The organism is Providencia rettgeri (assembly GCF_041075285.1).
GTDB classification, from domain to species: Bacteria; Pseudomonadota; Gammaproteobacteria; order Enterobacterales; family Enterobacteriaceae; genus Providencia; species Providencia rettgeri_G.
In genome coordinates this window covers 2,645,672-2,658,949 of record NZ_CP163512.1, presented here as the reverse complement: position 1 = coordinate 2,658,949, position 13,278 = coordinate 2,645,672, and the positions used below count along the sequence as shown (strand labels likewise).

Sequence of the window (13,278 nt, the reverse complement as noted above, 5' to 3'; positions counted from 1 at the left end):
GTGCCTCCTCAACATTCTATTCTGATCGGTTAGAAAGATAGTTTGCCATTTTGCAGTACTGTTCAACAGAAATATTTTCGGCACGTGTACTTAAATCGATACCTAACTCTGTTAATTCTTCAGCGCTAAATAAATCCCCAAGGCTATTACGGATGGTTTTACGGCGTTGATTAAAGGCCTGTGTGGTGATCCGGCTTAAGAATTTAATGTCTTTAACTGGATATGGCGGCTCGCGGTGTGGGATCAACCTAACAATCGCAGAGTCTACTTTTGGCGCTGGAGTAAAGGCCGTCGGCGGCACTTCAAGGACTGGCACGACGTTACAATAATATTGTGCCATCACACTTAAACGGCCAAAGGCTTTGCTACCGGGGCCTGCAACTAGCCGATTGACCACTTCTTTTTGCAGCATGAAATTCATATCTGCAATGGAGTTAGTAAATGTGAACAGGTGAAACATTAATGGGGTCGAAATATTGTAAGGTAAGTTACCAAACACGCGCAGTGGCTGACCTGCTTGTTGTGCCAATTCACCAAAATCAACCGTCATCGCATCTTGTTGGATAATTGTTAATTTATCCTTGAGTTGCGGATGGACGTGTAAACGCGCCGCGAGATCACGGTCAAGCTCAACGACCGTCATTTTTTCAATACGGCTACCGACGGGCTCAGTCAATGCGCCTAAACCTGGGCCAATTTCGACAATAGATTGACCTGGAAGTGGATTCATCGCATCAACGATACTGTCGATAATAAATTGGTCAGTTAAAAAGTTCTGCCCGAAGCGTTTGCGGGCAAAATGCCCCTGATGGACTCGATTATTCATGTATTCTTAGATGTCATTTGGATAGCTAATGTCAATGCGGTGATAAAACTTCCCGCATCTGCATGACCCGTACCTGCAAGCTCAAGGGCTGTGCCATGGTCGACGGAAGTACGGATAAACGGTAGGCCGAGGGTAATATTTACCGCTCTACCAAAACCTTGATATTTTAACACAGGAAGACCTTGATCGTGATACATGGCTAAAACGGCATCTGCATGGTCTAAATATTTGGCTTGGAAGAGAGTATCCGCAGGCAATGGCCCGATGAGGTGGATACCTTCTGTACGCAAACTTTCCAAAGCAGGCTCAATAGTCTCTATCTCTTCTGTTCCCATGTGCCCGCCTTCTCCTGCATGGGGATTTAGTCCACATACGTAGATAACGGGGTTCTCGATAGCAAATTTAGTGTGTAAATCCTGATGTAAAATCGTGATGACTTCACGCAGACTTTGCTGCGTAATCGCCGCTGAAACGTCTTTTAATGGGAGATGCGTGGTGGCAAGTGCGACACGTAGCTCCTCAGTTGCTAGCATCATAACCACGCGTTCACAACCGCTGCGCTCAGCAAAAAATTCAGTATGCCCGCTAAAAGAAATACCAGCATCGTTAATGATGCCTTTATGCACGGGTCCAGTGACAATGGCAGAAAACGCATTCGTTAAACAACCATCGCAGGCTTTCGCAAGTGTTTCAACCACATAATTACCATTGCTAACGTTAAGTTCACCTGCTTTCACTGGGGCGCTTAATGGTACTGGCATAATAGATAAGTGGCCTGCGGTGTGTGTTTTTCCCGCCTCACTTGCTACATATTCAGTTAACGTGAGTGGCAGATTTAGCGCTTTAGCGCGATCAAGCAACAAGTTGGGATCGGCACAAGCAACAAGCTCAACGGGCCATGCCTGTTGAGCGAGCTGGATAAGCAAATCTGGACCAACCCCGGCAGGCTCACCGGGGGTAATCACAATAGGCTTAGTTAGATTTTTCATCTTGAGATTGGTTATCACGACCATCAATGATTTTCACGTAAGCAGAAGCACGTTGTTCTTGCATCCAACTTTGAGCTTCTTCGTTAAATTTACGGTTAAACAGTAAACGATACGCTTGGTCTTTTTGCGCAGCATCGGTTTTATCAACGTTACGTGTATCTTCCAACTGAATTAAGTGCCAGCCAAAGCTTGATGGTACAGGCTGACTTAACTCACCTTTGTTCAATTTCATTAATGCATCACGAAATGCTGGGTCGTAAACATCCGGCATATTCCAGCCAAGTTCACCACCTTTTAATGCGCTACCCGGGTCTTCTGAGTTTTCTTTCGCTGCATCTTCGAATGAAACTGCCCCAGAACGGATGTCTTGGGCTATTTTATTCAGTTTTTGTCTTGCTTGTGCATCATCCATAATCGGCGATGATTTAATCAAGATATGACGTGCTTTTACTTCAGTGACAGAGATAGGCTGGCTACCGCCGCTCACATCGTTAACACGCAAAATGTGGTAACCGACGCCAGAACGGATTGGACCAACGATGTTGCCTTTTTTCGCATTTTTCAGTTGTTCAGCAAATACAACAGGGAGTTCTTGCAGACGCGACCATCCCATGTTGCCGCCTTTTAGCGCTTGTGGATCAGCTGAATAAGCGATAGCTAATTTACCGAAGTCACCGCCTTTTTTTAGGTCGGCTAAAATTTTATCGACTAATGCTTCAGCGGTTTTTAGCTGTTCAGGTGTTGGGTTTTCTGGTAATGGAATTAAAATGTGGCTCAGATTTACGCCCATTTCATAGTTAGCTTGTGAACTCATTTGTTCAGCAAGCGCGTCAACTTCTTGCGGTAAAATGGTAACACGACGACGAACTTCGTTGTTACGCACTTCGGCGATCAGCATCTCTTTACGGATTTCACTACGGTACTGGTTCATGTTAATGCCATCAGCGTTTAAACGTTGTTGCATTTGTTCCAGTGTTAAACCATTTTGACGTGCAATATCTGCGATGGTGGCAGTCACTGCTTCATCTGGGATATTAATCTGCATTTGGTTTGCCATTTGCAGCATGATGTTATCCATTACCAGACGATCAAGGATTTGATGACGCAAGGTTTGATCGTCAGGGATCTGCTGACGGGCATTCTGTGCGTTCAGTTTAACTGTATTGATCATATTCTGGATGTCACTTTCCAGCACAACTCCGTTATTGACAACCGCAGCCACTTTATCCATTTGCTGTGGCGCAGCCAAAGTCGCAGAGCTTGCGAACATCAGTCCCAGAATAAGCGTTCTCCAATTCTTCATAATGGTCCTATAATATTGTCTTTGATTCCGCCAAAAAGCGGGCTAAATACGTTTACTCGTCATACTTCAAGGCGCAGTGTTGTTGACTGCGTTTACTCGGGCAAGTCACGACTTCAAGCACCAGTGTTGACTGCACCACTCGCGCAAGTCATATGCTATTTCCCATAAACGATGTTATTTGTTATCAGAAAGCACGTTGGTAAGGCATGATGCCCGCTTCTAACATTTTCTGACTACCTAAACTATGATTGTTATTTAGGCCTCTAAGTTCCACATTGATTGACCATTTATTGTCATATTCGCTGCTGAACTTCTCTTTTTGCCAACCAACAATCTTACGTTCATAGCCAAGGTTCACTGCCCAACAGCAGGTATTGTATTGCAATCCAACCAGTTGACTTGCAGATTGCTGTTGTTTTGTATCGTAATAGTAGGAACCGACAAAGCCCCATTGTTCATTTAATGGCCAGCTCACAACGGTACCTACTTGTGAAATACCTCGTTGATATTCAGGTAACTCTTGATTTTTACCAATTTTATCTAAATCACGGAAAGTCGCTTGAATATAATCACGGTCAACGAAACGGTAATTCAACTGAACTAAGCGATCGGCATCTAAACGGTATTCCGCAACGGCATTACCCATTGTGACGTTACCAAGACGGCGGTCATATTGTAACCCACCGCGGATCCCCCAGTTTTCATCGATGCGCCACATCGAATCTGTCGCCCACAGTAAGGAACCTGTGTTGCTCTTATCATCGATAGGTCGATTTGAATTCCCTGCACGTGGACGTTCGAAGTAATAAATTTGCCCGACGGAGAAATTAAAGCGTTCCGCGAGTGCATCATCGTAAACACGCGTCGTTAAACCAGTGGTGAACTGATTGGCAGAAGCAATACGGTCAAGACCACTGTAAATACGATCACGGAATAAACCACTGTAATCTGATTGCAGTAAAGATGAGTCAAAGTTATTGATATTGTCCTGATCTTTATACGGAATATACAAATATTGCACACGCGGTTCTAATGTTTGCACATAATCACTGCCTTGGAAAAGGTCTCGTTCGAAAACCACTTTCGCATCGCTCTTAAACATTGGAAGCACGCGACTAACATTTTTCTCAAGGCTAGTGTTGGTATTCGATTTTGGAATATCTTGGTCGTAATGCGTGGCATACAACTTAATGCTGTTATTCATGTTTGCCCAACCATTGGATAATGGCAGGTTTACTTCAGGTTCGAAGTGTAAACGTGTTGCATCAGGGTTGTTTTTACCCACGCTGGTAAAACGGGCCGCTTGCGCATAAGTATGCACATCAAAGGCGCCTAAATTATTTTTATAATAATTAAAGTCAACTTGAGGCTCTGCTTTATACGCACGTTTATTCGGGTTGTCCGCAAAAATTTGGAATTGTTTGTGGGTGACTTTCGCATTCCAATTGGTATCCGAGTAGCCTGCGCTGAATTTTTGTGTGGCATAACCATCGGTTGTGCTACCGTATTGAGAGCTAAAATCGGTAAAGTATTGTGGATCGCTGACTTTGGTGTAGTCAGAGGCAAAATTCCAGTGCCCCGCATAGGTGCCAGAGTGACGCCAATAGAATAACCAACGGTCATCACTATCACGGGCCGCTCGTTTTTCACGCTCTTTGTCTTTGATATAAGCACGGTCTCGGTTGATATAATCAAAGGCAATAGTCCCCGTCCCCGGCGTGATAAGATAACGGAATTCGTTGTTTAACTTCACGCCCCTGTGAGTCATAAATTGAGGGGTGATGGTCGCATCATAATTCGGTGCGATATTCCAATAATAGGGTAAAGAGAACTCTAAGCCATCATTATTTGAGTAGCTACCAGTTGGAATTAAGAAACCTGAGCGACGTTTATTCCCAATCGGCAATTGCATATATGGGCTGTAAAAAATTGGCACATCACCGACTTTAAAGCGAGCATGCCAAATCTCGGCGACTTCTTCCTCGCGGTCGATAATCACTTCAGACCCTGCAACGCTCCAACTGTTATTGCCTGGTAAGCAGGTGGTAAATGTTCCGTTTTCCATGATGGAGTAGCGGTTTTCTCCACGCATTTTCATTTTCGTAGCGTCACCGCGACCTTGGCGACCGACCATCATGTAGTTACCGTCGTTCACATCGGTATTTTTATTATCTAAGTTAGACCAAGCGGAAGGACCTTTTAAGATAATTTGCGGGTCATCATAGTGAACATTACCCGTTGCAGTAACTTCACGAACAGGCGGCTGCCCCGCCGTTTCAGTTTGCGTTAATTTAACGTTATCGGCGGTCAGTGTTTGGTTCCCTTGTTGGATATCGACATTGCCGTCATATTCAACAAAATTTGGGTATTCACCACGAACATCTTCAGCCGTAATATTAATTGGCAGGTTGTTAGGGTCACCTTTTACAATCGGTTTTGTATAAACAGGGACACCCAGCATACACTGCTGCGCAAGGTCAGCATGCGCTTGCTGACTATAAATAGCCGCCCATACAAGGGTGGCAACTAGTGTTGGATAGCTTTTTTTCATCATTAAATATGCGGTTCCGTCATCATTGGCACAGCCAGCAAACGCTCAAAGACTAACTTAGCCAACTACTTTGCGCCAGTATAATGTAAGAAACTTTACGCGCGGGTAGTTATGCATAGAGCAGAATGAATAGTATGATAATGCAAAATTGCATTTTGAGCATTGAAGAATTGAGGGATATATGCACTATTGGGGTAAAATTATTGGCGTAATACTCGCAATCGTCTCTGGATTGGGTTTTTGGGGGGCATTAGCGGGGTTAATTATTGGCCACGGCTTTGATAAAGCATCAATACAACGTAAATTTGCCGGGTCAATGAATAAGCGTGATCGCCAAATCATTTTCTTTGCGAGTACTTTCCAAATTTTAGGACATTTAACCAAGTCCAAAGGCCGTGTAACCGAGACAGACATTCAGCTTGCATCAAATTTGATGGATAGAATGCAACTGCACGGCGAAACCCGAAAAGCGGCACAGCAAGCCTTTCGAGAAGGGAAATCACCTAACTTTCCATTACGCGATGTGTTAAGACAATTACGTATGGCGTGCTACGGTCGCTTCGACTTGATTCAGATGTTTCTGGAAATTCAATTACAAGCTGCTTTTGCCGATGGTTCACTCCACCCAAATGAAAGAAAAGTGCTGTTTATCATCGCAGAAGAGCTTGGTATTTCGAAAATTCAGTTCGAACAGTTCTTAGAGATGATCCAAAGTGGTCGCCAATTTGGTCAAGGATACTCTCAGCAGCAATCAGGAGGCTATTATCAACAATCGACAGGGCCTACCTTAGAAGATGCCTGCAAAGTGCTAGGTGTGTCTCCTAGCGACGAGCCGACTAAAATTAAACGGGCTTACCGTAAGCTAATGAGTGAACATCATCCAGACAAATTGGTGGCGAAAGGCCTACCGCCAGAAATGATGGAAATAGCCAAGCAGAAAGCGCAATCAATCCAAGCAGCTTACGACTTAGTCAAGAAGGAGCTCGGCTTCAAATAAATTTCCCCGCCATATTTCGCGCCGTAGCGCTGTTGGCTGCAACACGAATATTTAGGGGTTGGAGATTAGGCAATCAATCGATTAAATAAATTCAAAAATCGGGTTGGCAGGTAAAATGCATTGGTGTGCCATATTCAGGATGGGTGATGTATAACTCCTGTGCATGTAACTGTAAGCGAGGGGCTAGTGCTTTGGCCTCATCGTGAGCATAGAAGCGATCACCAAGGATAGGGTGACCTAAAGCTAACATATGGACTCTAAGTTGATGTGAACGGCCAGTGATTGGTGAAAGCTTAACGCGGGTCGCTTGTTCTTCATATTGCAAAACCTGATACTCAGTTTGAGCCGATTTTCCTGTTTCAAAACACACTTTTTGCTTTGGTCGGTTTGGCCAGTCACAAATCAGCGGTAAATCAACTAAACCTTCTTCTTTTTCTAAATACCCCCAAACACGTGCAATATAGACTTTTTTTGGCTCACGTTCTCTAAATTGACGTTTGAGTTCGCGCTCAGCAGCTTTATGAAGGGCAACGACCATGACCCCACTGGTGGCCATATCTAAGCGGTGAACGGATTGCGCCGCAGGGAAATCACGCTGAATACGGCTCATAATGCTGTCATGATGTTCCGAGGCTTTCCCCGGTACAGAGAGTAAGCCGCTTGGTTTATTGACAACAATAATATGGTCGTCTTGGTAGAGTATGTGTAGCCAAGGATCTAGAGGCGGATTGTAAGGTTCCATAAAATTACCTGTCATACTTCAAGTTGCAGGGGTTGGCTTCGCTCAGCTTCTCGGGTCACATACTTATGTATACTCCCTGAAATATCTTCGCTTACTGCCTACCTACAACTCGAATTACTTAGGGTAACCTTGTTTTTATTACTCAAAAGGACGTAATAAAATGGCTAACTCAAGTTGTAGATTTTAGATTAATGGCGAGCCATATATCGCTATATGGCTCTATTGCCATGACTTACTGATGTGTCACGATAACTAAGCGAATGGCATCTAGACGCCACGTTGCTTGGTCGATATTGGTCATCAGTTGTTGGCGCTCATCTTCAATGATATCAAGCTCTTCATCACGGATATTGGGATTAACCGCTTTTAGTGCTTCTAAACGAGAAAGCTCCATGGTTAACGCTTTATCAGCGGCTTCTTTGGCGCTTTCAATCAGTAGTTTTGCTTCTTTTTCAACCATCGGTTCAGATAAACGCAACACAGAATGTACTTCGTTTTGTACTGCATTTACCAGTTTGCTTGCCATATGGCGGTTAATGGCATTTAACTGACGGTTAAAACTTTCAAACTCAACTTGAGAAGATAGGTTATTACCTTTTAAATCAATTAATAAGCGCACAGGCGTGGCTGGTAGAAAACGGCTGATTTGCAAGTTTTTCGGTGCTTGTGCTTCAACCACATAAATCAGTTCAGTCAATAACGTGCCGACCGGTAAGGCTTTATTTTTCAATAAAGACACTGCGCAGCTACCGGTATCACCGGATAACACTAAATCCAGCCCATTACGGATGATAGGGTGTTCCCAGCTGATAAATTGTGCATCTTCACGGGAAAGCGCTTGCTCTCTATCAAAGGTGATTGTACAGCCATCTTGTGGAAGTCCTGGGAAATCAGGGACTAACATATGGTCAGAGGGTGTTAAAATAATCAAGTTATCGCTTTTATCTTCTTGATTAATACCAACAATATCAAACAGATTGAGTGCAAAGTTAACCAATTCAGTATCGTTATCACCTTCGCCAATTTCTTCGGCCAATAGATTACCTGACTCGCCACCGTTTGAATGCATTTCAAGTAAACGGTCGCGGCCTTGTTCTAATTGCAATTTCAAGCTGTCGTGTTCTTCACGACATGTTTTGATAAATTCATCAAACCCTTCGGTGACGGTGGGGTCGGCCATAAATTGCAGTAATGGCTGGTAATATTTATCATAAATAGCTCGACCTGTTGGGCAGGTGTGCTCAAAAGCATCTAAGCCTTCGTGATACCAACGGATCAACACTGCTTGCGCGGTGTTTTCTAGATAAGGCACGTGGATACTGATATCACGGCTTTGACCGATACGGTCTAACCGACCAATACGCTGTTCTAGCAGGTCAGGATTAAACGGCAGGTCAAACATCACTAATTGGTTAGCAAACTGAAAGTTACGACCTTCTGAACCAATTTCAGAACACAGTAGTACTTGAGCACCTTCTTCTTGAGAGGCAAAGTAAGCCGCAGCACGGTCGCGTTCTAATAGTGATAATCCTTCATGGAAGACGGCGGCACGGATAGCTTCCCGTTCACGTAAAACTTGCTCTAATTGCAGGGCCGTTGCTGCTTTTGCGCAGATAACCAGTACCTTTTCATGGCGATTAGCCGTTAAAAAACCCATCAACCATTCGACGCGTGGGTCGAAATTCCACCAAGTGGCATTTTCACCTTCAAACTCTTGGTAAATTTGTTCAGGATACAGCATCTCTTTAGCACGAGTTTCCGTATCTTTCTTGGTTCCCATAATACCAGCCACTTTAATAGCGGTTTGGTATTGGGTAGGTAATGGCATTCTTAACGAATGCAGTTCGCGACGAGGGAAGCCTTTGACGCCATTACGGGTATTTCTGAACAATAGGCGGCTGGTACCGTGCCTATCCATCAACATGTTGATCAGTTCTTGACGCGCTGCATCGCTATCTTCAGTTTCAAGATTAGCGGCTTTCAGTAATGGTTCAATATCTTGCTCTTTGATCAAATCATTAAGCAAGTTTTGCTGCTCATGAGTTAATTTATCACCAGAGAGCAATAATGAAACTGCATCGGCAACAGGGCGGTAGTTGTTTTGCTCAGCAATGAATTCTGCGTAATCGTGGAAACGGCTAGGGTCGAGAAGGCGTAAACGAGCAAAATGGCTTTCTTGACCGAGTTGTTCGGGCGTCGCGGTTAACAGAAGCACAGAAGGAATACTTTCTGCTAAAGTTTCAATCACTTGATATTCGCGGCTCGGGGCGGCTTCACTCCATTGCAGGTGGTGAGCTTCATCGACTACCATCATATCCCAGCCAGCTTCAACTAATTGGTCAAACCGCTGTTTATTACGACGAACAAAATCCAGTGAACAGAGGACGAGTTGCTCGGTTTCAAATGGGTTATCGCTATCATGTTGCGCTTCGCTATAGCGGCTATCATCAAATAGTGAAAAGCGTAAGTTAAAGCGGCGCAGCATTTCCACTAACCATTGGTGCTGTAAGCTATCTGGAACGATGATAAGTACGCGCTCAGCACGACCCGCCATAAGTTGCTGGTGGATGATCATTCCGGCTTCAATGGTTTTTCCTAAACCCACCTCATCGGCAAGTAAAACACGTGGATGATGGCGCTTGCCTACTTCATTGGCGATGTGTAATTGGTGTGGAATCAAACTGGCGCGTATACCACGTAAACCTGTCGCTTGGTGCTTAACTTGTTCGCTTTGAAATTTACGTGCACGAAAACGCAGTGCAAAGCGATCCATACGGTCAATCTGACCAGCAAATAAACGATCTTGTGGTTTATTAAAGGTCAGTTTGCTATCAAGAAACACTTCTCTGAGGCTTACATCGCTTTCTTGCGTATCTAAACGCGTACCGATGTAAGTTAATAATCCTTTATCTTCTTCAATGCTTTCAACTTGAAGCTGCCAACCTTCGTGGCTGGTAATGGTATCACCTTCATTAAACATCACTCGGGTAATTGGCGCATCACTGCGTGAGTAAAGGCGGTTTTCACCACTTGCAGGGAAAAGCAATGTCACCATGCGGGCATCAATCGCCACAACGGCGCCTAATCCAAGTTCGCTTTCTGTATCGCTGATCCAGCGTTGACCAAGAGTAAATGGCATAGATTTAACTTAATTCCATAAATTTGTGAGTTATTCTTAGATTTATTAAGACAATTTTTATCAGAGTCTTCGCCCAGTGTTGATGCAACTAACACGCTGTTGCATCAGGAAGAATTCGAGTTTGTTAAAAATAGTCGTTACCTGATGATTAATTATACACATTAATAAAATCAAATTGCAGTGGCTCGCCATGATTGCTTATTTACCTTCGCGAGATATACGCTAAAGATAAGGCGAGTAATCCTGTTTGAATTCTAACGAGTATTACTGATTATCGCGCATTAATTGTGCAGTTGAGCTGTGCGGATATCAAAGGGGCGTTATAGTAATTCAACTGAGGCATATCGTCACCTGTTAAAAAAGCATCAGTTACAGAATAATTTTTAAAACAATAGGCTAATTTGACCCGTTAAGAGGGTATCAAAGTCATCTTCTAAAAAAGGCAAGATAGCATCAGCTATCGGTTTGATTTGCTTGTTAATATAGTGTTCGTAATCCGGTCTTGCGGTAACGATTTCGAGGGGTTCAGGCCCCGATAATGTGATGATATAGCTTATCCACCCTCCATTTTGGTACTGCAAAGGGCGTTGCAATTTGACATTATAGTCGTCAGCGGCACGCGCAGCACGAACGTGGGGAGGTACATTGCGTTGATAATCCGTAAGTTTTCGACGCAAGCGCTTACGGTAAACTAAGCGATCATCAAATTTACCCGCACGAATATTTTGGATATATTCAAGAATATATTCGCGATACGGTTGGCGATGGAAAATACGTGTATAAAGCTCTTTTTGAAAAATTTGTGCCAGAGGCGTCCAATCTGAGCGGATCGTTTCTAGCCCTTTGAAGACCATGTTATCTTGGCTTAAACCTGCATAACGCTTTTTACTGCCCATTTCAGCGCCACGTACGGTTGGCATGAGAAAACGCCGGTAATGGGTTTCATATTCAAGTTCCAGAACACCTTCAAGTTGCCATTCATCTTGCAAATGCTTCTTCCACCAATTATTGACATAATCACGAAGTGCGTAGCCAATTTTTTGTGCTTGCTCCTCGCTGTGTTGTTCACGTAGCCAAACAAAGGTCGAGTCTGTGTCCCCATAGATGACTTGGTAGCCTTGAGATTCAATCAATCGCTTGGTTGTACGCATGATTTCATGACCACGCATGGTAATGGATGCGGTTAAACGTGGGTCGAAGAAGCGGCAACCTTCAGCACCAAGTACACCAGCAAAAGCATTCATAATGATTTTTAGTGCTTGCGACAGCGGGGCATTGTGTTCTTTTTTGGCTTTATCCCGTTCTTGCCAAATATGACTAACAATATCGGGCAAACAATGGGTTGTACGAGAAAACCACGCTTGACGAAAACCGGGTACTGAATGTTGCGGATCAGGGTGAGCAAGCCCTTCAATCATACCTGCGGGATCGATTAAAAAGGTCCGAATAATTGAGGGATACAGGCTTTTGTAGTCTAGGACTAAAACAGAATCATACAGCCCGGGTTGAGAATCCATCACGAATCCACCAGGATTTAACTGCATTTTGTGTTCGGTTATATTTGGGGCAACAAAACCGAGGCGGTGTAAGCGCGGAATATACAGATGGGAAAATGCCGCAACGGAGCCCCCCATTTTATCAGGGACTAAGCCTGTCACTGAAGACCGTTCTTGTAAGAAGGCCATCAGATCGGTTTTTTCAAAAATACGATGGACTAAAATACAGTCTTGAATATTGTAGTGTGCGAGGGCTGGTTTATCGTGTACAAAGCGGCGGTTAATTTCATCCATACGGTCGTAAGGAGTATCAATCGCTTTGCCTTCACCAAGGAGTTCTTGTGAGACAGATTCTAAACTAAAAGAAGTAAAATTCCATGTCGCGTTTTTGAGCGCATCGATGCCGTCAATAATTAACCGACCTTGTGCTGAAGCGAAAAAAACGCCTGGTTTAAAACCATGTTCTCGCCATTCTAATTTTGTTCCCTGCCGCCCAAACAACAAAGGAATGCCATAGCGTTCTGCGTGTTTTTGCAAAATGTGTAAGTCAAACTGGACCAAGTTCCAGCCGATAATGGCATCAGGATCGTACTGTTGCAGCCATTCATTTAGTTTATCAAGCAATTGAGGACGGCTATTCACATAGACAAGACGGTACGTTGGATTTAGTGCTGGGCCTTGCTCCGGACCTAACATAAATACCACGTTGTCATGACAGCCAGATAGCCCAATGGAGTATAATTCACCATGTTGGCTCGTTTCGATATCCAAAGAAACCGCGTTAATGCGTGGACGGTAGCCTTCACAAGGCTTAAGCAGGTATTCACCATGCAGGTTACGTGAAAACCAAACCGGAGCCGTAATAAAACGCTCCATTAAATAGCGTTCACAAGGGCGGATATCAGCTTCGAACAGTTCAACGCCTAATTCTTTGCAGCTTTTTTCGATATTTTGTAATTGGCGATATTGTTGGCAATAGATAGCGTAGACTTTTTCCCGTTGAAAGTCAGAGAGTTCGAGTAATCGGTAACTGACGTTAGGCTGTTCATCTAAGAGATGTTGAACAATAGGCAGCTTGGAAGCGGATAAAAATCCAATGGCTTTTTGATAAGGGACGGTGACTTTTTGTGGGTGAGTGTCGGTAAGCAGCCAATAGGAGACCTCGACACCATGGCGGGTGTCTTTCCAGTGCCGGCTTAAGATAAAGCCTTGTTGTGCAGAGGTCATTGGTTGGT

At 44.0% G+C, this 13,278-nt stretch carries 8 protein-coding genes; 1 reads left to right on the top strand and 7 read right to left on the bottom strand.

All coding sequences use genetic code 11. From position 1 onward, the window contains the following. Positions 1-16: 16 nt before the first annotated feature. From rsmA to lptD, 4 genes are all read right to left on the bottom strand, one after another. Positions 17-826 (bottom strand): 16S rRNA (adenine(1518)-N(6)/adenine(1519)-N(6))-dimethyltransferase RsmA, encoded by an 810-nt coding sequence (gene rsmA, locus AB6N04_RS12035; protein ID WP_369308541.1) that lies wholly within the window; start codon positions 824-826, stop codon positions 17-19. After that, entirely contained in the window at positions 823-1,815 is a 993-nt protein-coding gene (gene pdxA, locus AB6N04_RS12030) for a 4-hydroxythreonine-4-phosphate dehydrogenase PdxA (protein WP_369308540.1), read from the bottom strand. Before pdxA ends, rsmA begins: the two co-directional genes overlap by 4 nt. After that, on the bottom strand, positions 1,799-3,118 hold the full coding sequence (surA, locus tag AB6N04_RS12025; protein ID WP_369308539.1) for a peptidylprolyl isomerase SurA: 1,320 nt from the start codon (positions 3,116-3,118) through the stop codon (positions 1,799-1,801). Before surA ends, pdxA begins: the two co-directional genes overlap by 17 nt. Positions 3,119-3,302: 184 nt before the next feature. Next, positions 3,303-5,669, bottom strand: coding sequence for an LPS assembly protein LptD (lptD, locus tag AB6N04_RS12020; RefSeq protein ID WP_369312095.1), 2,367 nt, complete (start codon positions 5,667-5,669; stop codon positions 3,303-3,305). Between the two features lie 181 nt (positions 5,670-5,850). Between lptD and djlA the strand changes: the two genes are divergently transcribed. Then, positions 5,851-6,666, top strand: a complete 816-nt coding sequence (gene djlA, locus AB6N04_RS12015; RefSeq protein ID WP_369308538.1) for a co-chaperone DjlA — start codon at positions 5,851-5,853, stop codon at positions 6,664-6,666. Positions 6,667-6,757: 91 nt separating this feature from the next. Here the strand turns inward: djlA and rluA are convergent, their stop codons facing one another. The 3 genes from rluA to AB6N04_RS12000 form a co-directional block, all read right to left on the bottom strand. Next, positions 6,758-7,408: a bifunctional tRNA pseudouridine(32) synthase/23S rRNA pseudouridine(746) synthase RluA gene (gene rluA / locus AB6N04_RS12010; RefSeq protein WP_369308537.1), complete on the bottom strand. Its 651-nt coding sequence runs from the start codon at positions 7,406-7,408 to the stop codon at positions 6,758-6,760. A gap of 232 nt (positions 7,409-7,640) precedes the next feature. After that, positions 7,641-10,547 (bottom strand): RNA polymerase-associated protein RapA, encoded by a 2,907-nt coding sequence (gene rapA / locus AB6N04_RS12005; protein WP_369308536.1) that lies wholly within the window; start codon positions 10,545-10,547, stop codon positions 7,641-7,643. 383 nt (positions 10,548-10,930) lie between these two features. Next, complete coding sequence (locus AB6N04_RS12000; protein ID WP_369312093.1) at positions 10,931-13,270, bottom strand: DNA polymerase II; 2,340 nt, start codon at positions 13,268-13,270, stop codon at positions 10,931-10,933. Between the last annotated feature and the right edge of the window lie 8 nt (positions 13,271-13,278).

Coding starts and splice junctions, on each gene's coding strand:
- djlA (WP_369308538.1), top strand. CDS start 5,851: ATGCACTATTGGGGTAAAATTATTGGCGTAATACTCGCAATCGTCTCT.
- AB6N04_RS12000 (WP_369312093.1), bottom strand. CDS start 13,270: ATGACCTCTGCACAACAAGGCTTTATCTTAAGCCGGCACTGGAAAGAC.
- lptD (WP_369312095.1), bottom strand. CDS start 5,669: ATGAAAAAAAGCTATCCAACACTAGTTGCCACCCTTGTATGGGCGGCT.
- rapA (WP_369308536.1), bottom strand. CDS start 10,547: ATGCCATTTACTCTTGGTCAACGCTGGATCAGCGATACAGAAAGCGAA.
- pdxA (WP_369308540.1), bottom strand. CDS start 1,815: ATGAAAAATCTAACTAAGCCTATTGTGATTACCCCCGGTGAGCCTGCC.
- rsmA (WP_369308541.1), bottom strand. CDS start 826: ATGAATAATCGAGTCCATCAGGGGCATTTTGCCCGCAAACGCTTCGGG.
- surA (WP_369308539.1), bottom strand. CDS start 3,118: ATGAAGAATTGGAGAACGCTTATTCTGGGACTGATGTTCGCAAGCTCT.
- rluA (WP_369308537.1), bottom strand. CDS start 7,408: ATGGAACCTTACAATCCGCCTCTAGATCCTTGGCTACACATACTCTAC.